The 25,662-nt window shown below is 69.7% G+C and carries 23 protein-coding genes; 11 read left to right on the top strand and 12 right to left on the bottom strand.

Translation table 11 applies throughout. The features are described 5' to 3' along the window. Window positions 1–170 precede the first annotated feature (170 nt). Window positions 171–1,340, top strand: coding sequence for a p-hydroxyphenylacetate 3-hydroxylase oxygenase component (locus tag SK095_RS14220; protein ID WP_320546649.1), 1,170 nt, complete (start codon window positions 171–173; stop codon window positions 1,338–1,340). Between the two features lie 64 nt (window positions 1,341–1,404). Here the strand turns inward: SK095_RS14220 and SK095_RS14215 are convergent, their stop codons facing one another. The 3 genes from SK095_RS14215 to SK095_RS14205 all read right to left on the bottom strand — a co-directional run bounded on the left by SK095_RS14215 (window position 1,405) and on the right by SK095_RS14205 (window position 4,827). Further along, a complete protein-coding gene (locus SK095_RS14215) occupies window positions 1,405–2,397 on the bottom strand; it encodes an asparaginase (RefSeq protein WP_320546648.1) in 993 nt (330 codons plus the stop codon). A 103-nt stretch (window positions 2,398–2,500) separates the two neighbouring features. Next, window positions 2,501–3,262 (bottom strand): ABC transporter substrate-binding protein, encoded by a 762-nt coding sequence (locus tag SK095_RS14210; protein ID WP_320546647.1) that lies wholly within the window; start codon window positions 3,260–3,262, stop codon window positions 2,501–2,503. Between the two features lie 116 nt (window positions 3,263–3,378). Then, the gene (locus SK095_RS14205; RefSeq protein ID WP_320546646.1) at window positions 3,379–4,827 is read right to left on the bottom strand and encodes an alanine/glycine:cation symporter family protein; all 1,449 of its coding nucleotides are present in this window, start codon (window positions 4,825–4,827) and stop codon (window positions 3,379–3,381) included. Between the two features lie 171 nt (window positions 4,828–4,998). Between SK095_RS14205 and SK095_RS14200 the strand changes: the two genes are divergently transcribed. Further along, window positions 4,999–5,808, top strand: coding sequence for a helix-turn-helix transcriptional regulator (locus SK095_RS14200; protein WP_320546645.1), 810 nt, complete (start codon window positions 4,999–5,001; stop codon window positions 5,806–5,808). A gap of 226 nt (window positions 5,809–6,034) precedes the next feature. Here the strand turns inward: SK095_RS14200 and SK095_RS14195 are convergent, their stop codons facing one another. Next, window positions 6,035–7,459: an aspartate ammonia-lyase gene (locus SK095_RS14195; RefSeq protein ID WP_320546644.1), complete on the bottom strand. Its 1,425-nt coding sequence runs from the start codon at window positions 7,457–7,459 to the stop codon at window positions 6,035–6,037. Between the two features lie 170 nt (window positions 7,460–7,629). Here SK095_RS14195 and SK095_RS14190 point away from each other — a divergent pair, with 170 nt between their 5' ends. Then, a complete protein-coding gene (locus tag SK095_RS14190) occupies window positions 7,630–8,577 on the top strand; it encodes a LysR substrate-binding domain-containing protein (protein WP_320546643.1) in 948 nt (315 codons plus the stop codon). A 100-nt stretch (window positions 8,578–8,677) separates the two neighbouring features. Continuing rightward, window positions 8,678–9,304, top strand: a complete 627-nt coding sequence (locus SK095_RS14185; protein WP_320546642.1) for a vancomycin high temperature exclusion protein — start codon at window positions 8,678–8,680, stop codon at window positions 9,302–9,304. A 56-nt stretch (window positions 9,305–9,360) separates the two neighbouring features. Here SK095_RS14185 and hutC read toward each other — a convergent pair whose 3' ends face one another. The 6 genes from hutC to hutI form a co-directional block, all read right to left on the bottom strand. Next, entirely contained in the window at window positions 9,361–10,089 is a 729-nt protein-coding gene (gene hutC, locus SK095_RS14180) for a histidine utilization repressor (RefSeq protein WP_320546641.1), read from the bottom strand. Between the two features lie 153 nt (window positions 10,090–10,242). Continuing rightward, window positions 10,243–11,583: a Na+/H+ antiporter family protein gene (locus tag SK095_RS14175; RefSeq protein WP_320546640.1), complete on the bottom strand. Its 1,341-nt coding sequence runs from the start codon at window positions 11,581–11,583 to the stop codon at window positions 10,243–10,245. A gap of 98 nt (window positions 11,584–11,681) precedes the next feature. Continuing rightward, a complete protein-coding gene (hutH, locus tag SK095_RS14170) occupies window positions 11,682–13,220 on the bottom strand; it encodes a histidine ammonia-lyase (protein ID WP_320546639.1) in 1,539 nt (512 codons plus the stop codon). A gap of 3 nt (window positions 13,221–13,223) precedes the next feature. Then, window positions 13,224–14,915, bottom strand: coding sequence for a urocanate hydratase (hutU, locus tag SK095_RS14165; protein WP_320546638.1), 1,692 nt, complete (start codon window positions 14,913–14,915; stop codon window positions 13,224–13,226). A 34-nt stretch (window positions 14,916–14,949) separates the two neighbouring features. After that, window positions 14,950–15,897 carry a formimidoylglutamase gene (hutG, locus tag SK095_RS14160; RefSeq protein ID WP_320546637.1) on the bottom strand — a complete coding sequence of 316 codons (948 nt, stop codon included), beginning with the start codon at window positions 15,895–15,897 and terminating at the stop codon, window positions 14,950–14,952. After that, a complete protein-coding gene (gene hutI, locus SK095_RS14155) occupies window positions 15,887–17,125 on the bottom strand; it encodes an imidazolonepropionase (RefSeq protein ID WP_320546636.1) in 1,239 nt (412 codons plus the stop codon). The genes hutG and hutI overlap by 11 nt, the downstream gene beginning before the upstream one ends. A 302-nt stretch (window positions 17,126–17,427) precedes the next feature. On the opposite strand from hutI, the gene SK095_RS14150 reads away from it, so the two are divergent. Both SK095_RS14150 and SK095_RS14145 read left to right on the top strand, forming a co-directional pair. Continuing rightward, a complete protein-coding gene (locus SK095_RS14150; RefSeq protein ID WP_320546635.1) occupies window positions 17,428–18,090 on the top strand; it encodes a HutD family protein in 663 nt (220 codons plus the stop codon). Between the two features lie 123 nt (window positions 18,091–18,213). After that, window positions 18,214–18,519 carry a DUF6482 family protein gene (locus SK095_RS14145; RefSeq protein WP_320546634.1) on the top strand — a complete coding sequence of 102 codons (306 nt, stop codon included), beginning with the start codon at window positions 18,214–18,216 and terminating at the stop codon, window positions 18,517–18,519. Between the two features lie 24 nt (window positions 18,520–18,543). Here SK095_RS14145 and SK095_RS14140 read toward each other — a convergent pair whose 3' ends face one another. Further along, window positions 18,544–20,292 (bottom strand): cation:proton antiporter, encoded by a 1,749-nt coding sequence (locus SK095_RS14140; RefSeq protein ID WP_320546633.1) that lies wholly within the window; start codon window positions 20,290–20,292, stop codon window positions 18,544–18,546. A gap of 216 nt (window positions 20,293–20,508) precedes the next feature. Here SK095_RS14140 and purE point away from each other — a divergent pair, with 216 nt between their 5' ends. The 4 genes from purE to SK095_RS14120 all read left to right on the top strand — a co-directional run bounded on the left by purE (window position 20,509) and on the right by SK095_RS14120 (window position 23,108). Continuing rightward, window positions 20,509–21,000 (top strand): 5-(carboxyamino)imidazole ribonucleotide mutase, encoded by a 492-nt coding sequence (gene purE / locus SK095_RS14135; RefSeq protein WP_320546632.1) that lies wholly within the window; start codon window positions 20,509–20,511, stop codon window positions 20,998–21,000. A gap of 11 nt (window positions 21,001–21,011) precedes the next feature. After that, window positions 21,012–22,094 carry a 5-(carboxyamino)imidazole ribonucleotide synthase gene (locus SK095_RS14130; RefSeq protein WP_320546631.1) on the top strand — a complete coding sequence of 361 codons (1,083 nt, stop codon included), beginning with the start codon at window positions 21,012–21,014 and terminating at the stop codon, window positions 22,092–22,094. A gap of 203 nt (window positions 22,095–22,297) precedes the next feature. Continuing rightward, entirely contained in the window at window positions 22,298–22,543 is a 246-nt protein-coding gene (locus SK095_RS14125) for a GlsB/YeaQ/YmgE family stress response membrane protein (protein ID WP_320546630.1), read from the top strand. Window positions 22,544–22,571: 28 nt separating this feature from the next. After that, window positions 22,572–23,108 carry a DUF3299 domain-containing protein gene (locus tag SK095_RS14120; protein ID WP_201485518.1) on the top strand — a complete coding sequence of 179 codons (537 nt, stop codon included), beginning with the start codon at window positions 22,572–22,574 and terminating at the stop codon, window positions 23,106–23,108. On the opposite strand, the gene pbpG is transcribed toward SK095_RS14120, so the two are convergent. Then, window positions 23,105–24,031: a D-alanyl-D-alanine endopeptidase gene (gene pbpG, locus SK095_RS14115; protein WP_136490636.1), complete on the bottom strand. Its 927-nt coding sequence runs from the start codon at window positions 24,029–24,031 to the stop codon at window positions 23,105–23,107. The genes SK095_RS14120 and pbpG overlap by 4 nt on opposite strands. A 180-nt stretch (window positions 24,032–24,211) precedes the next feature. Between pbpG and SK095_RS14110 the strand changes: the two genes are divergently transcribed. Then, window positions 24,212–25,606 carry an aspartate aminotransferase family protein gene (locus SK095_RS14110; RefSeq protein WP_320546629.1) on the top strand — a complete coding sequence of 465 codons (1,395 nt, stop codon included), beginning with the start codon at window positions 24,212–24,214 and terminating at the stop codon, window positions 25,604–25,606. The last annotated feature ends 56 nt before the right edge of the window (window positions 25,607–25,662 follow it).

Here is a 25,662-nt window from a genome sequence, read left to right as displayed (position 1 = left end):
CAGCGTCTGCCTGCCATGGAAAGTACAGCGGTAAGACCGTTGCGTGCATTTATCGCCACTTTTCGTGCGGTCAATAATCCTCGTGCGTCAACGATCCCGGGCAGGGACCAGGCCCCGCTGCGGGGCGCACGGGACTTCCGAAAAGCCACCAAGAACAAGACGAGGCTGCAATGCACAAGCACAATCCGCTTCTCGAAGACCTCAAGGCGATCCTGCCGCAGATCGCCGCCAATGCCGCCCAGGCCGAGATCGAGCGCAAGGTTCCGGACGAGAACATCGCCCTGCTGAAGAGCATCGGTCTGCACCGTGCCTTCCAGCCCAAGGCCTACGGCGGCATGGAAATCTCCCTGCCCGAGTTCACCGAATGCATCGTCGCCCTGGCCGGCGCCTGCGGCGGCACCGCCTGGGCCTTCAGCCTGCTGTGCACCCACAGCCACCAGCTGGCGATGTTCTCCAAACAGCTGCAGGACGAGATCTGGGGCGACAATCCGGATGCCACGGCGAGCAGCAGCATCGCGCCGTTCAGCACCATCGAGGAGGTCGAGGGCGGCGTGCGCCTGAGCGGCGAGATGGGCTGGAGCAGCGGCTGCGACCACGCCGAATGGGCCATCGTCGGCATGCGCCGGATGAACGCCGCGGGCGAGCCGGTGTACAGCTTCGGCGTGCTGCCGCGCAGCGACTACGAGATCCGCGACGACTGGTTCGCCATCGGCATGCGCAGCAGCGGCTCGAAGACCCTGGTGATCAGGGACGCCTTCATCCCCGAGCACCGCATCCAGGCCGCGAAGGACATGATGGAGGGCAGCTCCGCCGGCTTCGGCCTGTATCCGGACAGCAAGATCTTCTACGCGCCGTACCGTCCGTACTTCGCCTGCGGCTTCGCCGCCATCAGCCTGGGCGTTGCCGAGCGCATGCTGGTCGCCTTCCGGGAGAAGCAGCAGAACCGCGTGCGCGCCTACACCGGCGCCAGCGTCGGCACCGCCACTCCGGCGCTGATGCGCCTGGCCGAGTCGACCCACCAGGTCGCCGCCGCGCGCGCGTTCCTCGAGAAGACCTGGCAGGAGCACGCCGAATTCGCCGCGCGCCACCAGTACCCGACCCGCGCCGAGCTGGCCTGCTGGCGGACCAACCAGGCCTATGCGGTGAAGATGTGCATCGAGGCGGTCGACCGCCTGTTCGCCGCCGCCGGTGCGATGAGCTGGTTCGAGGGCAACGAGATCCAGCGGCTGTTCCGCGACTCGCACATGACCGGCGCGCACGCCTACACCGACTACGACGTCTGCGCGCAGATCCTCGGCCGCGAACTGATGGGCCTGGAGCCGGACCCGAGCATGGTCTGAGCCTCGATTCGCGTATGCGACACGCCTCCTTCGGGAGGCGTGTTCGTTTGCGGGCGGGGCGCCCTCAGTCGCGCAGTTCCCCGCACAGGTCGACGGCGAACCAGCGCTCCACCTCGGCCTGATCCAGGCCGGCGCCGAGCAGGGCGAACAGCTTGGCCAGCGCCGCCTCGCGGGTCATGCCGCCGCCGCCGACCAGACCGGTGGCGGCCAGGCGGCTGCCGGCGGCGTAGACGCCGAACTCGACGTGGCCCTCGGCGCACTGGCTGATCGCCGCCAGCACCACGCCACGCGCGTGGGCCTCGCGCAGCGCGGTGAGCAGGGCCTCGTCGTCGGACGGACCGGTGCCGCTGCCGTAGCACTCCAGCAGCAGGGCTTCGACGCCCGTGGCGAGCAGGGCGCGCACCTGGGCGGCCTGCAGGCCGGGGAACAGCGGCAGCACGGCGACGTTCGCCGGGCGGCGCGGCTGGCGCCAGCGCAGGGCGGCCGGCAGCTCGACCGCCGCCTCGCCGTGGCGCGGGCGGGCGACTTCGGCGAAGGCGTCGAATGCCTCGCTGCGCACCTTGCTGGCGCGCGCGCCGTGCAGCAGGCGGCCGTGGAAGTACAGGTGCACGCCGGGGGCGACGCCCTCGGCCAGCACGGCGAGGGCGCCGAACAGGTTGTCCCAGGCGTCGCTGCCGGGCACTCCGGCCGGCTGCATCGAGCCGGTCAGCACCACCGGAACCCCGAGGCCGAGCAGCAGGAACGACAGCGCCGCGGCGCTGTAGGCCAGGGTGTCGGTGCCGTGCAGCAGCAGCACGGCGTCGCAGCCGTCCTCCGTCACCGCGCCGACGATGGCGTCGCGCATCGCCAGCCAGTGGTCCTGGCTCATGTTGGCGCTGTCGATCGGCGGCGAGAGCTCGCGGAACACCCAGGCCGGCGCCGGGCGCTCGGGGTGGGCGGCCTGCTCGGCGCGCAGGCGCGCCTCGAAGCCGTCGGCCGGCACCAGGCCGTCCGCGCTCGTCTGCATGCCGATGGTGCCGCCGGTGTACAGCACCAGCAGCTTGTGGGGGGCGTTCATGGCTCGGGCTCCTGGACGCACGTCAACGAAAAAGGCCGGCATTGTCGCAGCCGGAGCGGGTGGGTGGCAGCTAGCCATTGGCCGCGGCCGTCCCGGCCCGGGTCTACTGGCACAGCTGCGGCTGCCGGGTGCAGGCGCTCCAGCCTTCGCTGCGCATCTGGTCGAGGGCGCGCTGCAGGCGCTGCACCACCTCGTCGGGGGTGTCCCTGTGCAGGGCCAGGTACAGCGGATCGGTCTGCAGGCGCAGCACCTCGTGCAGGCCGCTGGCGCCGGCCAAGCGGGCGTGGTGCTGCCACACCGGCGCCGAGGTGGCCCACAGGTCGATCTGCCCGCGCTGCAGCTTGCCGATGTTGTCCTGGTCGTTCAGCGCGGCGCTGGCGGCGATGCCGCGGCGCTCCAGCAGCTGGCTGACCGCGGCGCTCTTGTAGGCGCCGATGCGGTAGGCGCGCGCCTGCTCGAGGTCGCTGAGGGCGAACTCGCGGCCGGGCGCGGCGACCAGCACGCTGTGGTACTCGGCGATCGGCCCGACCCATTTGAACTGCGCCTCGCGCTCGGGCAGGCGGGCGGTGGAGAACAGCCCGCTGCCGGGATTTTCCAGGGTGTGGCGGTAGACGCGGTCCCAGGGGAAGCGCAGGGTCAGGCTGTAGGCGATGCCGGCGCGGGCGAACAGTTCGCGCACCAGCGCGGCGCTGAGGCCCTGCACCTGGTCGTCGCGGGCGAAGTTGCGGCCGTCGGCGGCCATGTTGAACGGCGGGAAGTTCTCGGTCAGCAGGTGCACGCGGTAGTCGGCGGGCAGCGCGGCGCGGGTGACGCCGGGCACCAGCAGGAGGGCGAGCAGCAGCAGCCGGCCCAGGGTGTCGGACATGGTGGATTCTCCGGGCTGCGGGGGAGGGGTGCAGGCGCCGCCGGTCGAGGCCGACAAAGGCACCGACGGCGCCTGCAGGGGGTACGGCCGGCGGAGGACTCCGCCGGCCGCAGCACTCAGGCGCGGCTGGCGGCGCCGCCCTTGGCCGGGCTGGCCGCGGCGGCCTTGGCGGCTTCGCCGGCCTGCGGCCAGGCGGCCGGGTCGAGGTCGAGGTCGGCGAACTGGCTGCGGTCGAGCTGCGGCTGCTCGATGCCGTCGTCGATCTGCTGGTCGTAGTCGCGCATCAGGCGCAGCACGGTCTTGTACAGCAGGGCCAGGGCCACCAGGTTGACCAGCGCCAGCAGGCCCATGGTCACGTCGGCGAAGGCGAACACGGTGGACAGGTCCTGCACCGAGCCCCACAGCACCAGGGCGATCACCAGGGCGCGGTAGACCTTGACCAGCGCCGGCTTCTGGCTGAAGAAGCCGAGGGCGTTCTCGCCGAGGTAGTAGTTGTAGACCAGGGTGGTGAACACGAACAGCAGCAGCGCCAGGCTGACGAAGATGCGGCCCCACTCGCCGACCAGGGCGGCCAGGGCAGTCTGGGTCAGCACCACGCCGGCCATCTCGGTGCCCGGCTGGTAGACGCCGGAGAGCAGGATGATCAGCGCGGTGCTGGTGCACACCAGGATGGTGTCGATGAACACGCTGAGCGACTGCACGATGCCCTGGGCGGCCGGGTGCGGCACCTCGGCCACCGCGGCGACGTTGGGCGCGCTACCGAGGCCCGCCTCGTTGGAGAACAGGCCCCGCTTGACGCCCATCAGGATCGCCGCGCCGACGCTGCCGGCGAAGGCTTCCTCGAGGCCGAAGGCGCTCTTGACGATCAGCGCCAGGGTGGCCGGCACTTCGCTGATGTTGCTGCCGACCACGAACAGCGCCATGCCGATGTAGGACACCGCCATGATCGGCACCAGCACGTCGGCCATGCTGGCGATGCGCTTGATGCCGCCGAAGACGATCAGCGCCATGATCGCGGCGAGCACCACGCCGCTGGCGATGGTCGGCACGCCGAAGGCGTCCTGCAGCGAGCTGGCGACGGTGAAGGACTGCAGGGCGTTGAAGCCGAAGCCGAAGGTCACCAGCAGCAGCACCGAGAACAGCACCGCCATCCAGCGCTGGCCGAGGCCGTGGAGGATGTAGTAGGCCGGGCCGCCGCGGTAGGTGCCGTCGGCGTTGCGGCGCTTGTACAGCTGGGCCAGCGAGCACTCGAAGTAGCTGGTGGCCATGCCGAGCAGCGCCACTACCCACATCCAGAACACCGCGCCCGGGCCGCCGAGCATGATGGCCACCGCCACGCCGGCGATGTTGCCGGCGCCGACGCGGCCGGCGACCGACAGCATCAGCGCCTGGAACGAGCTGAGCTGGCCTTCCTTGCGCTTGGTGGCGCTGGCGAAGATCTTGAACATGTCGCCGAAGTAGCGCAGCTGCACCACCGACGAGCGCAGGGTGAAGAACAGGCCGAGACCGACCAGGGTGACGATGAGGACCTTGCTCCAGAGCAGGTCGTTGAGGAGATCGAGCATGTGGGGGTGCCTCTCTTGTTGTTCTAGTCAGAGTGTTGCCGGGTGTTGCTGTTGCCCGCCGCGAAGGGGCTATGGTTGGCCAACTCCGCTGGTCAGACAATTTCGCGGGTAGCGGCGAGTTGGCGCGACCTGATGCTATATTCGCGTCAGTCGCACCATGGGAGCAGCGCCATGTCCGAACACCTCGGCCACAACCTCAAGCTGCTCTGCAGCCACTACCGTTCCATCGCCGAGGTCTGCCGCAAGCTGGGCCTCAACCGCGCCCAGTTCAACAAGTACCTCGGCGGGCAGAGCCGCCCGACCCCCTACAACCTCAAGCGCATCTGCGACTTCTTCGGTGTCGAGGAATACGAGCTGGGCCTGCCGGCCGACCAGTTCGCCCGCCTGATCGGCGCGCGTACCGACGGCCCTGCGCAGTCCGTGCAGGATCCCCTGCTCGAGCTGCTGCAGCCGTTGCGCGAGCACGCCACCAGCCTGGCGCGCTACTGCGGTTACTACTTCGAATACGCCAACTGCATGTCGGTCCCCGGGCAGATCCTGCTGTCGCTGGTGCACCTGCGCGAGGAGCGCGGCAACTTCCTGTTCGAGCGCCAGGAACGCCAGGAGCGGGCCGCCGGCGGCAGCGCCGAGGACTGGGTGCGCTGTCGCTACCTGGGCGCCGCCTTCTACCTGCAGGACCGCCTGTTCCTCATCGACTACGAGTCGCTGACCGGCAACGAGATGAGCCAGACCATCCTCATCCCCAGCTTCAAGAGCCGCATCAGCCGCCTCAACGGCCTGAAGACCGGCGTCTCCAGCGGCGACCGCCGCACCCCGGCCTGCACCCGGGTGGTGTGGGACTACCTCGGCAGCGAGATCAACCGCGTCGCCGCCTACCGCCAGGTGATGCTGTACAGCCCGGACGACCCGCGCATCGACGCCAACATCCGCGAGCGCCTGTCCGGTGCGCACATCCGCGACGGCCTGTTCGAGATCGAGTGAGCCGCGGCCGGCACGGGCGATGGAAAAAAAGCCCCCGGAAAGGCTCCGGGGGTGGAGGGAAGAAAAAAGGGACGAGCCATGAGCGTCCCAAGGACACCGGGATGGGACCTCTCCATGCCGGTTGTCGGGTGGCGCGCATCGCGCGCCGCAAGGATGTCAGGCGCCGCCGGCGCGTTCTGTTGTGCCGACAAAAAGGACACCGGCGGCGCCTGGAACAGGATGGCGATCAGCCCTTCAGCGGCACCAGGCGCGGGGCGATCATGTTCTCCGGGCGCAGGATGTCGGCCAGCATCTCCTCGTCGAGCAGACCTTCCTCGCGTACCAGTTCCAGCACGCCGCGGCCGCTGTCCAGCGCCAGCTTGGCGATGCGCGTGGCGTTCTCGTAGCCGATGTACGGGTTGAGCGCGGTGACCAGGCCGATGCTGTGCTCGACCAGGTGCTGGCAGTGCGCGGCGTTGGCGGTGATGCCGACGATGCAGTGCTCGCGCAGCATGTCCATGGCGCGCTGCAGCAGGCGCATCGAGTCGAACATCTTGTAGGCGATCAGCGGCTCCATCACGTTGAGCTGCAGCTGGCCGGCCTCGGCGGCGAGGGTCACCGCCAGGTCGTTGCCGATCACCTCGAAGGCGACCTGGTTGACCGCCTCGGGGATCACCGGGTTGACCTTGCCCGGCATGATCGAACTGCCCGGCTGGCGCGGCGGCAGGTTGATCTCGTTGATGCCGGTGCGCGGGCCGCTGGACAGCAGGCGCAGGTCGTTGCAGATCTTCGACAGCTTGACCGCGGTGCGCTTGAGCATGGCCGACAGCAGCACGAAGGCGCCCATGTCCGAGCTGGCCTCGATCAGGTCGGCGGCCGCCACCAGCGGCTGGCCGCTGATCGCGGCGAGGCGGGTGACCGCCAGCTTCTGGTAGCGCGGGTCGGCGTTGATGCCGGTGCCGATGGCGGTGCCGCCGAGGTTGACCTCGGTGAGCATCTCCGGCACCAGGCGCTTGAGGCGGTCGAGGTCCTCGCCGAGGGTGGTGGCGAAGCCGCGGAACTCCTGGCCGAGGGTCATCGGCACGGCGTCCTGCAGCTGGGTGCGGCCCATCTTGATGATCCCGGCGAACTCCTCGCCCTTGGCGGCGAACGCCTGGATCAGGCTGTCCAGGCTGGCCAGCAGGGTGTTGTGGCCGAGCAGCAGGCCGAGGCGGATGGCGGTCGGGTAGGCGTCGTTGGTCGACTGCGCCATGTTCACGTCGTTGTTCGGGTGCAGCGCCTTGTAGTCGCCCTTCGGCCGGCCCATGACCTCCAGCGCCAGGTTGGCGATCACCTCGTTGGCGTTCATGTTGGTCGAGGTGCCGGCGCCGCCCTGGATCACGTCGACCACGAACTGGTCGTGGTGCTCGCCGCGGATCAGCTGCGCGCAGGCCTTGCTGATCGCTGCATGCTTGTCGCCGTCGAGGTGTCCCAGCTGGTGGTTGGCGTCGGCCGCCGCCTGCTTGACCATCGCCAGGGCGATCACCAGCTTCGGGTAGTGCGCCAGCGGCACCCCGGACAGGCGGAAGTTCTGCACCGCGCGCAGGGTCTGGATGCCGTAGTAGGCATCGGCGGGGACTTCGAGGGTGCCGAGCAGGTCTTTTTCGATACGGAAGGATGCAGCAGCGGACATGATGGCGTGAGGTTCCGAAGGATGGCGGTGAGCACCGCGACGCCCATAGGTTAGGGGCTGTGGCGGAGCGGCGGCCAATGCTGTTGCTTGCTGGGTCATGCCGAATCGGCATAATGAAGCTGTAACGGCGGCTTGACGCCGGCGATCCGACTGCGGCCGACGGAGGCGCGATGAACCTGGAAACCAAGTGGCTGGAAGACTTCGTCGCCCTGGCCGCCACCCGCAGCTTCTCCCAGGCGGCGCTCAAGCGCTTCGTCACCCAGCCGGCGTTCAGCCGGCGCATCCGCGCCCTGGAGGAGGCCCTCGGCCTGACCCTGGTCAACCGCGCGCGCACCCCGGTGGAACTGACCGAGGCCGGCCAGCTGTTCCTGGTCACCGCACGCAACGTGGTCGGCCAGCTCGGCGAGGCGGTGCGCCACCTGCACGACCTGGAGGGCGAGCAGGGCGACATGCTGCAGTTCGCCGCCGCCCACTCGCTGACCCTCGGCTTCTTCCCGACCTGGATCGCCGGCCTGCGCCGCGCCGGCCTGACGATCAAGAGCCGGCTGGTCGCCACCAACGTCGGCGAGGCGATGCACGCCCTGCGCGACGGCACCTGCGACCTGATCCTCGCCTACTACGACCCGGAAGCCTCGCTGCAGCTCGACCCCGAGCTGTTCCCCTCGCTGCACCTGGGCGCCACCGCCATGCTGCCGGTGTGCGCGGTGGACGAGGCCGGCCGCCCGCTGTTCGACCTCGACGGCGGGCAGAGCGTGCCGCTGCTGGCCTACACCGCCGGCGCCTTCCTCGGCCGCTCGGTCAACCTGCTGCTGCGCCAGCGCGGCCTGCGCTCGACCACCGTGTACGAGACGGCGATGGCCGACAGCCTGAAGAGTATGGCCCTGCAGGGCCTCGGCGTGGCCTGGGTGCCGCGCCTGTCGGTGGAGCACGAACTGGCGCGCGGCGAGCTGGCGGTGTGCGGCGGCGAGCAGTGGCAGGTGCCGCTGGAGATCCGCCTGTACCGCTGCGCGCTGCTGCACAAGCCGGCGGTGAGGCGGTTGTGGAAGGTGCTGGAGGAGGGCGCCGGTGTTCTTGCCGGCGCCGGGAGCGATGCCGGCCCGGTCCGGCAGGGCGGGTAACTCGCGCAGCGATTGCCCGCCGCTGGGATCGGTAGAAAAAATCGCGCCGTTGGTTACCCTATTTGCTTCGTTATATACATCAGGAAGAGGTTCGACAGGAATGTCATTCAAGAAATTATTGCTTGTTTCTGTTTCGCTGCTGGTGGCTTTTTTCGCCTATGCGAATCTGAAGGTGATCCGATATCAGGATTTTTCCGGCAATGTTGTGGACGAGCTTCCCACGGAAAAAGCGTGCCTGGTGCTTGGAACTTCAAAATATCTGAAGAGTGGTGGCGAGAACCTGTTCTACAAGTTCAGGATCGAGGCGGCCAAGCAGGTGTATGCGGCAGGCAAATGCTCCAGGATCGTGGTTTCTGGAGACAATCGGCATCATGACTACAACGAGCCGGAGGATATGCGGCAGAGCCTGGTGGAGCAGGGGGTGCCGATAGCGGATATCTACTGTGACTATGCCGGGGGCAGAACCCTGGACTCGGTAGTGAGATTCAGGCATGTCTTTGGCCAGGCTTCAGGCATCGTGATTTCTCAGGAGTTCCACAATGCGAGGGCCATCTACATAGGCAAGGCCAATGGTGTCAATCTCACAGGCTTCAATGCCGGGGAAGTTGGTGCTTATAGCGGATTGCGTACCAAGGTGCGAGAGGTTTTTTCAAGAGTCAGGGCGGTAGTTGATGTAGAGGTCCTGCATTCGGAGCCGAGACATTATGGGGAGCCGATAAAACTATGAGTGCACTTCCCATGTTCCATATGGGCTTTCCCACAGGTGGCAAGTGAGGCCGCTCCCTACCCCCCCAACCCCCGCATCGACGACCGCAGCTTGTACCTGTCCCCCGGATGGATCAGCCGCGCGTAGCTGATCAGGTTCTCCCCCGACCAGGTGCGGCGGATCACCGAGAGGCAGGGCGCGGTGGTGTCGATGCCCAGCGCGTCGGCGGTGGGCTGGTCGACCAGCACCGCCTCGACCACGTGCTCGACGTCGGAGATCGGGCAGGCGGCGACCAGCACCTCGTTGGGGGTGTGCCGGGAGAAATCGGTGGTCAGGTAATCGGGCACCCAGCGCGGGTTGACGAAGCGTTCCTCGAGCTGGATCGGCAGTTCGTCCTCGCGGTGCACGAGGACGGTGTGGAATACCTGGCTGCCCAGGCGCACGCCCAGGCGCAGGGCCACCTCGTCGTCGGCGGCGATGGCCTCGCAGCGCAGCACGTCGTTGGAGTAGCGGTGGCCGCGGCCGCGCACCTCGGCGGCGATGTTGAGCACTTCCTGCAGCGAGGACTCGGCCTTGCGGTCGGTGACGAAGGTGCCGAGGCCGGCCTGGCGTACCAGGTAGCCCTTCTGCACCAGGTCGCGGATCGCCTTGTTGGCGGTCATCCGGCTGACGCCGAAGTCGCGGGCCAGCTGTTCCTCGGGGGGTATCTGGTGGTGCGCCGGGTAGGCGCCGCTGTCGATCCGCTCGAGCAGGAAGTCCTCGATCTGCTTGTAGCGCGGTGTGCTGGTCACGGCTGATTCCTTCATGTTCGCGGCTGGCGGGATGATACCCGGCTCGTCGGGGCAATCGCAGGGGGCCGGAAAGCCGTAGGGGCGAATTCATTCGCCTGACGGGGTCGCGCCGGCGAATGAATTCGCCCCTACAGGGTCATGCGTTGACCCGGGCGAGCGTGCCCTCCCTTACAGCACCATCGCCGCCACCCAGCCGAAGGCCAGCAGCGGCAGGTTGAAGTGCAGGAAGGTCGGCACCACGGTGTCCCAGATGTGGTCGTGCTGGCCGTCGGCGTTGAGGCCGGCGGTCGGGCCGAGGGTGGAGTCGGAGGCCGGCGATCCGGCATCGCCCAGCGCGGCGGCGGTGCCGACCAGCGCGACGATGGCCAGCGGCGAGAAGCCGAAGCCCAGCGCCAGCGGCACGTAGATCGCGGTGATGATCGGCACGGTGGAGAACGACGAGCCGATGCCCATGGTGATGAACAGCCCCACCAGCAGCATGACCAGCGCGGCCATGGCGCGGTTGTCGCCGATCAGCTGCACCGAGTCCTCGACCATCTGCGGGATGCCGCCGGTGGCCTTCATCACCGCGGCGAAGCCGGCGGCGGCGATCATGATGAAGCCGACCTGGGCCATCAGGCGCATGCCCTGGACCACCACGTCGTCCTGCTCGCGCCAGGCGATCACCCCGCTCAGCGAGATCACCGCGAAGCCGACCAGGCCGCCGAAGATCATCGAGTCGGTCCACAGCTGCACCACCAGCGCCAGCAGCAGGGCCAGGCCGATCATCCCCACCTGGCGGCGACTCAGCGAGCCGCTGGCGTGTTCCACCGGCTCGCCGCTGGCCGCGACGCTCTGGTAGCTGCGCTTGCGGCGGTAGCTGAAGGCGGCGATGGCCAGGCCGGCGACCATGCCCAGCGCCGGCAGCAGCATGGCCTGCGGGGCGATGTCGCGGGTGACGCTGAAGCCCTGGGCGGCGCCGGCCTGGTTGATGTTGGCGATCAGGATGTCGTTGAGGAAGATCGCGCCGAAGCCCACCGGCACCGCCATGTACAGGGTGGTGATGGCGAAGGTGATGGCGCAGGCCACCAGGCGGCGGTCGAGGTGCATGCGGTTCATCACGTACAGCAGCGGCGGCACCAGCAGCGGGATGAAGGCGATGTGCACCGGGATCAGCGTCTCGGCCAGGGCGCCGGCGACGATCAGCGCGGCGAGGATGCCCCACTTGATCAGCACCAGGTTGCCGCTGGCCTGCTCGCCGTGGCCCAGATGGGCGACCACGCGCGCCGACAGGCGCTGGGCGATGCCGGTGCGCGACAGCGCCACGGCGAAGGCGCCGAGGGCGGCGTAGGCCAGCGCCACCGGGGCGCCGCCACCCAGGCCGTCACCGAAGGCGGCGACGATCCTGTCCATCGGCATGCCGGCGGCCAGGCCGCCGACCACCGCGGCGATGATCAGGGCGAACACCACCGAGACGCGCAGCATGGCCAGCACGACCATCACCAGCACGGCCAGAACGATTGCATTCATGTCGTTTTCCACTCGCTAGTTGTTGTTGTCGGGGAAAAGCAGGACGCAGCGGCCCGTACCCGCGGCGCAGGGCCGCGGGCAGGGCACGTTGGCGTCGGTCAGCCCAGGGAGGGCAGCAACCCGGCTGGCATCAGCGCGTTGAGGCCGCGCGCGGCGAGCAGCGCGCTGGCCGCCTCGATGTCCGGGGCGAAGAAGCGGTCTTCCTGGTAGTAGGGCACCCGGTCGCGCAGCAGGCTGCGCGCCTGTTCCAGCTTCGCCGAGGTCTTCAGGCCGGTGCGGAAGTCGAGGCCCTGGCAGGCGCCCAGCCATTCGATGGCGAGGATGCCGCGCACGTTGTCGGCCATGCTCCACAGGCGCTTGCCGGCGTTCGGCGCCATGGACACGTGGTCCTCCTGGTTGGCCGAGGTCGGTAGGCTGTCGACGCTGTGCGGGTGGGCGAGGGCCTTGTTGTCGCTGGCCAGCGCCGCGGCGGTGACCTGGGCGATCATAAAGCCGGAATTCACCCCACCATTGGCGACCAGGAATGGCGGCAGCTGCGACATGTGCATGTCCATCATCAGCGAGATGCGCCGCTCGGACAGCGAGCCGATCTCGGCGATGGCCAGCGCCAGGTTGTCGGCGGCCATGGCCACCGGCTCGGCGTGGAAGTTGCCGCCGGAGATCACGTCGCCCTCGGCGGCGAACACCAGCGGGTTGTCCGACACCGCGTTGGCCTCGATCTGCAGCACCTCGGCGGCCTGGCGCAGCTGGGTCAGGCAGGCGCCCATCACCTGCGGCTGGCAGCGCAGCGAGTAGGGGTCCTGGACCTTGTCGCATTTTTCATGAGAGCGAGCCACTTCGCTGCTGGCGCCGAGCAGGTCGCGGTAGGCGCTGGCCACGTCGATCTGCCCGCGCTGGCCGCGGGCGGCGTGGATGCGCGCATCGAACGGGGCGCGCGAGCCGAGCATGGCCTCGACGCTGAGGCCGCCGCAGACGGTGGCGGCGGCGAACAGGTCCTCGCCCTCGAACAGGCCACGCAGGGCGTAGGCGGTGGAGGCCTGGGTGCCGTTGAGCAGGGCCAGGCCCTCCTTGGCGGCCAGGGTCAGCGGCTCGAGGCCGGCCACCGCCAGTGCCTCGCGGCCGTCGATCCACTGGCCCTGGTAGCGCGCGCGGCTCTCGCCGAGCAGCACCAGCGACATGTGCGCCAGCGGGGCGAGGTCGCCGGAGGCGCCCACCGAGCCCTTCAGCGGGATGTGCGGGTAGACCTCGGCGTTGATCAGGGAGACCAGCGCGTCGATCACCTTGCGGCGGATGCCGGAGAAGCCGCGGGCCAGGCTGTTGACCTTGAGCAGCATGATCAGGCGGACCATGGCGTCGTCCAGCGGCTCGCCGACGCCGGCGGCGTGCGACAGCACCAGCGAGCGCTGCAGCTTCTCGAGGTCGGCCGGGGCGATGCGGGTCGAAGCCAGCAGGCCGAAGCCGGTGTTGATGCCGTAGGCGGTGCGGCCCTCGGCGATGATGCTCTCGACGCAGGCCACGCTGGCGTCGATGGCGGCGTGGCAGCTGTTATCGAGGGTGACGCGCAGCGGCTGCTGGTAGGCGGCGCGCAGCTGGGCCAGGGTCAGCTGGCCGGGGACGAGATGCAGGTTGTGGGTCATGGCTCAGGCTCCCTTGACCGGATTGATCATCGGCAGGTCGAGACCCTGCTCATGGGCGCAGTCGATGGCGATCTGGTAGCCGGCATCGGCGTGGCGCATCACCCCGGTGCCCGGGTCGTTGCGCAGCACGCGGCCGAGGCGGGCGTGGGCGCCCGGGCTGCCGTCGGCGACGATCACCACCCCGGAGTGTTGCGAATAACCCATGCCCACGCCACCGCCGTGGTGCAGCGACACCCAGGTGGCGCCGCCCGCGGTATTCAGCAGGGCGTTGAGCAGCGGCCAGTCGGACACGGCGTCGGAGCCGTCGAGCATGGCCTCGGTCTCGCGGTTGGGGCTGGCCACCGAGCCGGAATCCAGGTGGTCGCGGCCGATGACGATCGGCGCCTTCAGCTCGCCGTTGGCGACCATCTGGTTGAACGCCTGGGCGAGGCGCGCGCGGTCCTTGAGGCCGACCCAGCAGATGCGTGCCGGCAGGCCCTGGAAGCTGATGCGCTCGCGGGCCATGTCCAGCCAGCGGTGCAGGTGCGGGTTGTCCGGGATCAGTTCCTTGACCTTGGCGTCGGTCTTGTAGATGTCCTCCGGATCGCCGGACAGCGCCACCCAGCGGAACGGGCCGATGCCCTGGCAGAACAGCGGGCGGATGTAGGCCGGGACGAAGCCGGGGAAGTCGAAGGCGTTCTTGACGCCCTCTTCCAGGGCCATCTGGCGGATGTTGTTGCCGTAGTCGAAGGTCGGCACGCCCATCTTCTGGAAGTCGAGCATGGCCTGCACGTGCACGGCCATCGAGCGCTTGGCGGCCTTGGCCACCGCTTCCGGCTCGACCTTGCCGCGCGCCACGTACTCGTCCCAGCTCATGCCCAGCGGCAGGTAGCCGTGCAGCGGGTCGTGGGCGCTGGTCTGGTCGGTGACCAGGTCCGGGCGCACGCCGCGGCGCACCAGCTCGGGGAGGATCTCGGCGGCGTTGCCGCACAGGGCGATGGACACCGCCTTGCCGGCGCTGGTGTAGCGGTCGATGCGCGCCAGGGCATCGTCGAGATCGGTGGCCTGCTCGTCGACGTAGCGGGTGCGCAGGCGGAAGTCGATGCGCGACTGCTGGCACTCGATGTTCAGCGAGCAGGCGCCGGCCAGGCTCGCGGCCAGCGGCTGGGCGCCGCCCATACCGCCCAATCCGGCAGTCAATACCCAGCGGCCGGTCAGGTCGCCGTTGTAGTGCTGGCGGCCGGCCTCGACGAAGGTTTCGTAGGTGCCCTGGACGATGCCCTGGCTGCCGATGTAGATCCAGCTGCCGGCGGTCATCTGCCCGTACATGGCCAGGCCCTTGCGGTCCAGCTCGTTGAAGTGCTCCCAGGTGGCCCAGTGCGGCACCAGGTTGGAGTTGGCCAGCAGCACGCGCGGGGCGTCCTTGTGGGTCTCGAACACGCCGACCGGCTTGCCGGACTGGATCAGCAGGGTCTGGTTGTCCTCCAGACGCTCGAGCACCTCGACGATCTTGTCGTAGCACTGCCAGTTGCGCGCGGCGCGGCCGATGCCGCCGTAGACCACCAGATCCTCAGGTTTTTCCGCCACGTCCGGGTGCAGGTTGTTCATCAGCATGCGCAGCGGCGCTTCGGTCAGCCAGCTCTTGCAACGCAGGGTGGTGCCGGTCGGTGCGGCGATCTTGCGGCTCGGGTCGTGGCGCGGATCGATGGTGCTCATCGGGGTTCCTCTTTCGCTTGTTGTTGTCATGGGTTCAGCCGTGCAGGGACAGCCGGTGGATCAGGCGCGCCGCCACCCGGGCGGTGCGGTTGTCCTGGTCGTGCTCGGGATTCAGTTCGGCCAGCTCGGCGAGCAGCAGCTTGCCGCTGGCCTGCAGGCGCTCGATCAGGGGTTCGAGCAGGGCGATGGACACGCCGTGGGCGGCCGGCGCGCTGACGCCGGGACCTTCCCAGGCCGGCAGCACGTCGAGGTCGACGGTCAGGTACACGGCGTCGGCATCGGCGATGAAGGCGTCCAGCTCGGCGCCGATGCTTTCCAGGGTGCTTTCGCAGATCTCGAAGTCCTCACGCACCAGCACGCCCAGCTCGCTGGCACGCTGGAACAGCGCGCGGGTGTTGGCGGCGCGGCTGACGCCGAGGCAGGCATAGCGGAACGGCCAGCCGCGCGCGGCGCAGGCCTCGGCGATCTGCGCGAAGGGCGTGCCGGAGGAGTGCACGTGGGCCGGGTCGCGCAGGTCGAAGTGGGCGTCGAAGTTGACGATGGCCAGCCGCGGTGCGCGGCCGAGCTTCTCCGCCAGATGCGCGGCGACGCCCTGCCAGCTGCCGTAGGCCACTTCGTGGCCGCCGCCGAGGACCACCGGCAGGTGGCCGGCGCCGAGCAGTTCGGCGACGCTGGCGCCGAGGCGCTGCTGAGCGGCATCCAGATCGCCATCGGCGCAGCAGATGTCGCCGGCGTCGTAGGCCGGGCCGCGGCGGTGCCAGGCCAGGTTGGCGAGCATCTTGCGGATCGCCTGCGGGGCGCCGGCGGCGCCGACCCGGCCGTGGTTGCGACGCACGCCCTCGTCGCAGGCGAAGCCGAGCAGGGCCAGACCCGGCTGGCTGTCCGCGCCCAGCGGTTGGATGCGCTGGTGCCAGCGCGGGCTGTCGGCCTCGGGGTCGACGCGGCCGCTCCAGGCGTCCATGTTCTGGCGATCAACGTTCATTGGTTACGGCTCCTTTTGGACCGCTGAGGGCTCCATTGAAGATGCGCTGGCGCAGGCGACCGGCCTGCACCGCATAGGCCAGCTCGGCGGCGCGCTCGACGTCCCACAGGCACAGGTCGGCGGGCAGGCCGACGGCGATGCGGCCGAGCTGCGTCTGGCCGAGGGCGCGGGCGCCGTGGGCGGTCATCCCGGCCAGCGCCTCGCGCGGGGTAAGGCGGAACAGGCTGCAGGCCAGGTTGAGCAGCAGGGTGGGCAGGAACAGCGGCGAAGTGCCGGGGTTGGCGTCGCTGGCCAGGGCCATCGGCACGCCGTACTGGCGCAGCAGCTCGATCGGCGGGCGCTGGGTCTCGCCGAGCACCAGGAAGGCGCCGGGCAGCAGGGTGGCGACGGTGCCGGCCTCGGCCATGGCGGCGACGCCGGCTTCGTCGAGGTATTCGATATGGTCGGCGGACAGGCCGTGGTGGCGCGCCACCAGCGCGCTGGCGCCCTGGTTGGACAGTTGCTCGGCATGCGCCTTGACCGGAAGGTTGTGGCGTTCGGCGGCGGCGAATACCCGCTCGCACTGTGCCGGGCTGAAGGCGATGTTCTCGCAGAACACGTCCACCGCATCGGCCAGGCCCTCGGCGGCGGCCGCCGGGATCATCTCTGCACAGATCAGCTCGATATAGGCATCGCTGTTGCCGGCGTACTCGGGCGGCAGGGCGTGGGCGCCGAGCAGGCTGGTCAGCACCCGCACCGGCAACTCTGCGCCCAGACGGCGGGCGACGCGCAGCAGCTTCAGCTCGTCCTCGACCGACAGGCCGTAGCCGGACTTGATCTCCACGGTGGTCACGCCGTCGGCGATCAGCGCTTCGAGGCGCTGACGGGCCAGGGCGAACAGCTCGTCCTCGCTGGCCGCGCGGGTGGCGCGCACGGTGCCGAGGATGCCGCCGCCGGCGCGGGTGATCTCCGCGTAGCTGGCGCCTTCCAGGCGCTGTTCGAACTCGCCGGCGCGGTTGCCGGCGTACACCAGGTGGGTGTGGCAGTCGACCAACCCGGGGGTCAGCAGCCCGCCGCGACCGGCCAGAGTGGCGCCGGCGACGCGCGCCTCGTCCAGCTCGGCCATCGGGCAGAGCAGGGCGACGCGGCCGTTCTCGACCAGCACGGCCATCGGCTCGGGCAGCTCCTGCAGGCCGTCGAAGACGCTGACGTCGCGCCACAGCAGGCGGGGGGTGGAGGTTGCGGGCATGGGCTGGATGACCTTCGGTTGGCGTTATTTGTATATACAATAGGGGCGAGGACGAAGGTCGTCAACAGTTGCGACTGCCGTTGGTCCGGCCAGGGGCTGCCGGGCGTGGCGAGAAAGTCGTGCAAAGGCTGGTGTGGCAAGGGTTGCAGGCGCAGGAAGGCTTCTGGTCCGGCGGGCCGGCGGGGGGCGGAAAAAGCCGGGCGGGCGGCGGTGCGCGGTGGCGGTGCTTGCGACTCCGGCATTTATGTATATACATTTGCCGCCGGCCGATGGGGCCCGCCCGTACAGAGGAGCACAGCAGCATGCGCAAGATCAGCCTAGCCGCCGCGCCGCGCCGGCCGTGGAAGAACGGCGGCGGCGAAACCCGCGAGCTGGCCGTGGCGCCGCCCGGCGCCGGCCTCGACGACTTCGACTGGCGCATCAGCTGCGCGCAGGTGGCCAGCGGCGGACCGTTCTCGGCCTTTGCCGGCGTCGACCGCAGCCTGCTGGTGCTGGAGGGCGCCGGTCTGCGCCTGGACTTCGCCTGTGGCGCGCCCGTGGAGCTGGGCAAGGATTGCGCGCCGCTGCAGTTCGCCGGCGAGCAGGCGGTGAGCGCCGCGCTGCTCGCCGGTCCGGTCGGCGATTTCAACGTGATGACCCGCCGCGCGCGCTGGCGCCACCGCCTGCAGGTGCTGACCCTGCACGGCCGCCAGTTTCTGCGCCGCGAAGCCGAACTGGAGCTGTTCTACTGCGCCGCCGGCCGCCTCGACGGCTGGCTGGCCGACGCCCGGCCGTTCGCCCTGGCCGCCGGCGAGGGGCTGTTGTTCGGTGCGAGCGCAGCAGCGAGCGCAGCAGCAGATGCCGCAGCGGACGCAGCTATGCTCGCAACCGGGGGCACCGCTGTGCCCGCCGACGCTGGCGGCCTGCTGCTGTTCGAGGCTTCGGCGCCGACCCGCCTGCTGCGGGTGCAGCTGTGGCGGCGCTGAGCGCAGGGGCTGCCGGCGCGGCCGCCCTGACGGGTGGTCGCGGCCCGGGCTTGCCGTGCTACCATTTTGTACAAATACTGTACCTGCAGTTTTTCTTGTACAAATAGATGCGAGGTGAGCGCCATGAACCTGCACGACCTGTCCACCCACGCCCTGGCCGGGCGCATCGACAGCCTCGACCTGATCTCCCTGGAAGGCGGCATCTACGTGCTGGAGGCGCAGATGGATGGCCGCCCGCACAGCCTGGTCGACGCGCAGGGTCGCGTCTGCCACCTGCGTTCGGTGGAGCACGCCCGCGACCTGCTGCAGGAGGTGCCGCTGCTGCCCTTCCACCTGGTGCACCAGTCGCCCTACGACGAGATGTGCGGCCTCGCCGAGGGGCGCCGCGAACCGCTGCGCGTGCCGATCGGCATGCGTTCGCACTGGTGATGTCGCGGGGCCGCGGCGGGCGCCTCAGGGCTCGGGCGGCTCGTGCTGGTCGAGGGCTTCCTGCAGGGCGGCATGCAGGCGCGCATGCAGGCGCACGAACCAGCGCCACAGCAGGGCGAGCAGGGCCACGGCGAGCAGGCCGATGATCAGCAGCCACTCGGTCGGCGGCAGGATGCTCGAGCTGAGGGTGGCGAGCAGCGGCAGGAAGCTGCCGAGGGTCAGCAGCGGGATCAGCTCGGAGAGCACCCGGCGCACCCGGCGGGAGCGGCTGCCGCGCGTGCCCAGCTCGGCGAGCAGCAGCGACAGGGCCTTGAGGCGGTGGTAGGCGGCGATCAGCAGCGGCAGCGAGAGCAGCAGGGCGGCGCCCCAGATCAGCGCCTTGTGCAGGGGCAGCGGCAGCTGCTGGCGGCCGAGCCAGGCGCCGATGGGCTCGGCGAAGTAGCCGGCGCCGAGGAAGATCGCCGCCACCAGCGCCAGGTTGATCACCGCGTGCAGCACGCTGCGGCGGATCAGGCTGGCCAGCAGGGCGTGCTGGCCGGGCAGGCGCAGGTTGCGCAGCCAGATGCCGTAGGCGCCGAACACCCGCGCCACGCCGGGCGGCATGGCCCTGGCGAGGCGCTGGGCCAGCGGGTCGGCGGCGCGGATCAGGTAGGGCGTGGTCAGGGTGGTGATCGCCGACACCGCCACCGCCACCGGATAGAGGAAGTCGCTGGTGACGCCGAGCTGCACGCCGAGGGCGGCGATGATGAAGGAGAACTCGCCGATCTGCGACAGGCCCATGCCGACGCGCAGCGAGGTGCGTCCGTCGTTGCCGGTGACGAAGGCGCCGATGCTGCAGCTGAGGATCTTGCCGAGCACCACGGCGAGGCTGATCACGGCGATCGGCCAGGCATGCTCGCGCAGCACCGCCGGGTCGATCAGCAGGCCGATGGCGACGAAGAAGATCGCGCTGAACAGGTAGCGCACCGGCTCGACCAGTCGCTCGATCTGCGCCAGCTGGCGCGACTCGGCCATGACCGCGCCGATCAGGAAGGCGCCGAGCACCAGGCTGTAGCCGAGCTTGGTGACCAGCAGGCAGAAGCCGAAGCACAGGCCGAGCACGGCGACCAGCAGGGTCTCGTCGCTGCCGAAGCGCGCCACGTAGGCGAGGACGCGCGGCACCAGCAGCAGGCCGACCAGCAGCGACACCAGGATGAACAGCAGCAGCTTGGCGAGGGTGGCGAACACTTCGCCGGCGGCCACGCTGCCGCTGGCGGCGATGCCGGAGAGCAGGGCGACGATGGCGATGCCGAGGATGTCCTCGACGATCAGCACGCCGAAGATCAGCTGGGCGAAGCGCTCGTGCTTCATCTTCAGGTCGCCCAGGGCCTTGACGATGATGGTGGTCGAGGAGATCGCCAGGATCGCGCCGAGGAACAGCGCATCCATCGCGCTCCAGGCGAACAGGCGGCCGATCTGGTAGCCGAGCCAGACCATCAGCACGATCTCGAAGAAGGCGGCGAGGATGGCGGTGGGGCCGACGCGCAGCAGCTTGCGCAGGCTGAACTCGAGGCCGAGGCCGAACATCAGGAAGATCACCCCCAGCTCGGCGAGGATGCGGATGCTCCGTTCGTCGCTGATCAGGGCGAACGGCGGGGTGTGCGGGCCGATCAGGAAGCCCGCGACTATGTAGCCGAGCACCACCGGCTGCCTGAGGCGGTGGAAGAGTACCGTCACCAGTCCGGCCGCCAGCATCAGCACGGCGAGGTCCTGGATGAAGGCGATGGCATGCATGGCCGGCTCCTCGGGAGCGGCCCCGCCGGCCGCCCCCGTTCGATGATAGGCGGGTCTGCCCGTCAACAGAACCTTTGCGATATACTCCGCAGCTTTCTTTGGCCGAGCACGCTGTCCGGCCCGCATTTGTCATTCGCAGACAAGCCACGCGCGGTTGCCCGGCGTGGCTTGTTGGTTTTTGTCGCGCCAGGCTGGCGCAGAACTAGAGGCACGACGATGAGCGCACTGGTAGGCGTGATCATGGGCTCCAAATCCGACTGGAGCACCCTCAGCCACACCGTCGACATGCTGGACAAGCTGGGCATCCCCCACGAGGTGAGGGTGGTGTCCGCCCACCGCACACCGGACCTGCTGTTCCAGTATGCCGAACAAGCCGAAGGCCGCGGCCTGGAAGTGATCATCGCCGGTGCCGGCGGTGCCGCCCACCTGCCGGGCATGTGCGCGGCCAAGACCCACCTGCCGGTGCTCGGCGTGCCGGTGCAGTCGTCGATGCTGTCCGGCGTCGACTCGCTGCTGTCCATCGTGCAGATGCCCGGCGGCGTGCCGGTCGCCACCTTGGCCATCGGCAAGGCCGGCGCGGTCAACGCCGCGCTGCTCGCCGCCAGCATCCTCGGCGGCAAGCACCCGCAGTTCCACGAGGCGCTCAAGGCCTTCCGCGCCCAGCAGACCGAGTCGGTACTGGAAAACCCGGACCCCCGCGAAATCTGAGGCAAGCACCCATGAAGATCGGCGTAATCGGTGGCGGCCAGCTGGGCCGCATGCTGGCTCTGGCGGGTACCCCGCTGGGGATGAACTTTGCCTTCCTCGACCCGGCGCCGGACGCCTGCGCCGCCGCCCTCGGCGAGCACCTGCGCGCCGACTACGACGACAAGGATCACCTGCGCCGCCTCGCCGACGAGGTCGACCTGGTGACCTTCGAGTTCGAGAGCGTGCCGGCCGAGACGGTGGCCTTCCTCGCCCACTTCGTGCCGGTGTACCCGAGCGCCGAGTCCCTGCGCATCGCCCGCGACCGCTGGTTCGAGAAGTCGATGTTCAAGGACCTCGGCATCCCCACCCCGGAGTTCGCCGACATCCAGTCGCAGGCCGACCTGGACGCCGCGGCGGCCGCCATCGGCCTGCCGGCGGTGCTCAAGACCCGCACCCTGGGCTACGACGGCAAGGGCCAGAAGGTCCTGCGTTCGCCGGCCGACGTCGCCGGCGCCTTCGCCGAGCTGGGCAGCGTGCCGTGCATCCTCGAGGGCTTCGTGCCCTTCACCGGCGAGGTGTCGCTGGTGGCGGTGCGCGGCCGCGACGGCGAGACACGCTTCTACCCGCTGGTGCACAACACCCACGTCGACGGCATCCTGCGCCTGTCGGTGGCCAGCAGCGCGCACCCGCTGCAGGCGCTGGCCGAGGACTACGTCGGCCGCGTGCTGGAGAAGCTCGACTACGTCGGCGTGCTGGCCTTCGAGTTCTTCGAGGTCGACGGCGGCCTCAAGGCCAACGAGATCGCCCCGCGCGTGCACAACTCCGGGCACTGGACCATCGAAGGCGCCGAGTGCAGCCAGTTCGAGAACCACCTGCGCGCCGTCGCCGGCCTGCCGCTGGGCTCGACCGCCAAGGTCGGCGAGAGCGCCATGCTCAATTTCATCGGCGAAGTGCCGCCGGTGGACCAGGTGGTGGCCGTCGCCGACTGCCATCTGCACCACTACGGCAAGGCCTTCAAGGCCGGGCGCAAGGTCGGCCACGCCACCCTGCGCTGTGCCGACCGCGCCACCCTCGACGCGCGCATCAAGGACGTCGAGGCGCTGATCGAGGGCTGAGGCCTTCGTCCTGCGTAGGGTGGGTCAGGCCGCAGGCCGTAACCCACCAACCGGCCGCCAGGCCGGCAAGCGGGATGCCTGGCGGCATCCTTGGTGGGTTACGCCGCTGTGCGGCTAACCCACCCTACACTTCCACGATTCCGGCAACGAGCGCTCGCGCAGGCTAGGCTGAAGGCAACTTCACTCCCTGCGGAGACTCTGCCATGGGCATCCTCGGCACCATCCTCATCGGCCTGCTGGTCGGTGTGGTCGCGCGCTTTCTCAAGCCCGGGCACCAGCCGATGGGCTGGGTCATGACCATCCTGCTCGGCATCGGTGGCTCGGTCATCGCCACCTACGGCGGCCAGGCGCTGGGCATCTACCGCGCCGGCCAGGCGGCCGGCTTCGCCGGCGCGGTGGTGGGCGCGGTCATCTTGCTGGTAGTGTTCGGCTATCTGAAGAAATCCTGAGGCGCCCGTGCGGCGCCGCGAGACCCGCATGCGCCTGCTGTCCGCCCTCTGCCTGACCCTGATCGCCACCCTGAGCCACGCGGCCGAGCCGCCGGAAACCGACTGGCTGGAGCTGCTGCCGCCCGAGGACCTGGCGGCGCTGGAGGCGATGCCGGAGATCGACCACCAGGGCGCCGAGGGCGACAGCCCGTTCTACGGCCAGGGCGGCCTCAGGCAGCAGGCCGATCTGCCGGCGGTGATGTACTCGACGCGCACCGTGGCGGCCTTCGACGGCCGCGAGGTGCGCCTCGGCGGCTATCCGGTGCCGCTGGAGAGCGATGCCGACGGCCGCTTCCACACCTTCTTCCTGGTGCCCTATCCCGGCGCCTGCATCCACGTGCCGCCGCCGCCGCCGAACCAGATCGTGCTGGTGCGCTACCCCGAGGGGATGGCGCTGGACGACATCTACGCGCCGCTGTGGGTCAGCGGCACCCTGCGCATCGAGAAGGTCGGCAACCAGCTGGCCGACGCCGCCTACGCCCTCGACGCCGAGGGCGTGCGGCTGGTCGAGGAGGCCGACCTCTAGCTCTGCCCGGCCAGGCGCAGCTGCTGGATGCGCTGCTGCTTGTAGGAGCGCGCCGCCGCCGGGACCGGCGTGCTCTTGCCGGTCTCCAGCCACTGGCGCACGCGGCTGGCGTCGCCGATGTGGGAGCGCTTGCCGAAGGTACCGAGCAGCACCATGGCCACCGGACGCTGCCCCACGTGGGCGAGCATCGCCAGGCAGTGGCCGGCCTCGTTGATGAAGCCGGTCTTGGTCACCTCGATGTTCCAGGCCGGGTTGCGCACCAGCGGGTTGGTGTTGAAGAAGCTCTGCGCGTAGTTCGGCTTCTGGAAGTGCGCGTCGCGGTTGGGGGTGGTGCTCAGCTCGCGGATCAGCGCGTACTGCCGCGCGGCCTTGAGCAGGCGTACCAGGTCGCGGGCGGTGGAGACGTTGCGCTCGGACAGGCCGGTGGGCTCGACAAAATGGGTGCGGCTCATGCCCAGCGCCCGGGCCTTGGCGTTCATCGCCGCGACGAAGCGCGCGTGGCCGCCCGGGTAGTTGTGCGCCAGGGCCGCGGCGGCACGGTTCTCCGAGGACATCAGCGCCAGGCGCAGCATCTCCTTGCGGCTGATCCGGCTGTTGACCCGCACCCGCGAGTACACGCCGCGCAGCTCGCGGGTGTCGTGGATGGCCACCGGAATCACCTCGTCGAGGGGCTGGCGGGCATCCAGGGTGACGATGGCGGTCATCAGCTTGCTGATCGAGGCGATCGGTACCACCGCATCCGGGTGGCTGGCGAACAGGACCTGGTCGGTGCTCAGGTCGACCACCATGGCGCTGCTGGAGGCCAGCTCCAGGCGGGCCGGGTCGCGTACCGCCCGGCCCGGCTCGGCGGCGAGCAGGGGCTGGGCGAGGCCGGTGAATGAGAGCAGCAGACCGAGAATGAGGGTGCGGAATTTCGGGCGCATGGCGGAGGACTTCGCAAGCAGGGGGAGGAACGGCGCGGCGGGCGCCACGGGGGGCAAGTATAGTTGGCCGATGGGTATTGCGGTGGTGGCCGACGCGCGTTGTCGCACGTTTTTGCCCCGCATTGACTTTTCCCGACCGGCCCGCCAACCATGTGCGAAATAAGCAACGAGGTGTTCAAGATGAATTCCAGCGGAATCGCCGAACACGCGGTGGAAGCCCTCAGCGCCCGCGAGCGCCAGCGCTTCCTCGAGCGCAATCCCCAATCCGTGGCGCTCGCCGCGCGTGCGCGCCACTCGCTGTTCGGCGGCGTGCCGATGCACTGGATGAGCGACTGGTCGACGCCGGTGCCGCTGTTCGTCGAGCGCGCCCGCGGCGCGCGCTTCTTCGACGTCGACGGCCACGAGTACCTCGACTTCTGCCTGGGCGACACCGGCAGCATGTTCGGCCACTCGCCGGCGCCGGTCGCCGCGGCGCTGGCCGAGCAGGCCGGCAACGGCCTGACCACCATGCTGCCCGGCGAGGATGCGGTGGTCTGCGGCGAGCTGCTCGCCGAGCGCTTCGGCCTGCCCTACTGGCAGGTGGCGACCACCGCCACCGACGCCAACCGCTTCGTGCTGCGCTGGGCGCGGGCGATCACCGGGCGCAAGGTGATCCTGGTGTTCGACGGCTGCTATCACGGCACCGTCGACGAGGCCATGGTGCGCGCCAAGGGCGGCCACACCGTGCACCGTCCGGGGCTGATCGGCCAGGCGCGCAACCTGACCCAGCACAGCCGCGTGGTGCCGTTCAACGATCTCGCCGCGCTGGAAGCGGCGCTGGCCCCCGGCGACGTCGCCGCGGTGCTGTGCGAGCCGGCGCTGACCAACATCGGCATGGTGCTGCCGCAGCCGGGCTTCATGGCGCGCCTGCGCGAGCTGACCCGCCAGGCCGGCACCCTGCTGATCGTCGACGAGACCCACACCATCTCCACCGGTCCCGGCGGCTGCACCCGCGCCTGGAGCCTCGAGCCGGACTTCCTCACCCTCGGCAAGCCGGTGGCCGGCGGGGTGCCCTGCTCGGTGTACGGCTGCAGCGCGGAGATGGCCCGGGCGATGCAGCTGGCCCGCCAGCACGCCAGCGAGCTGAGCCACGGCCACGGCCACAGCGGCATGGGCACCACCCTGTCGGCCAACGCCCTGGCCATGCACTGCATGCGCGCCAACCTGGAGCAGGTGATGACCCCGGCGGCCTACGAGCACATGCTCTGGCTGGCGGCGCGCCTGGCCGAGGGCTTCCGTGGGCTGATCGAACGGCACCGGCTGCCCTGGTCGGTGACCGGGCTGGGCGCGCGCTGCGAGTTCCAGTTCTGCGCCGCACCGCCGCAGACCGGCGCCGAGGCCGAGGCGGCGTTCCACGACAGCCTGCAGATGGCCCTGCACCTGTACCTGATCAACCGCGGCATCCTGATCACCCCGTTCCACAACATGACCCTGTGCTGCCCGGAGACCACCGCCGGCGACGTCGACCGGCTGCTCGCCACCCTCGACGAGGGGCTGAGCGAGCTGCTGGCCATGCCCGGCGCGCGGGAGTCCTGAGCCGTGGCCCTGTATCCTTCCGGCATCGCGCCCGGGCGCGGCTGACCTCCGGCGCG

Origin of the sequence: Pseudomonas sp. AN-1, assembly GCF_034057115.1 — a bacterium.
Lineage (GTDB): Bacteria > Pseudomonadota > Gammaproteobacteria > Pseudomonadales > Pseudomonadaceae > Geopseudomonas.
Note: the sequence above shows the minus strand (reverse complement) of the source record. Positions and strands in the feature narration are given on the sequence as shown.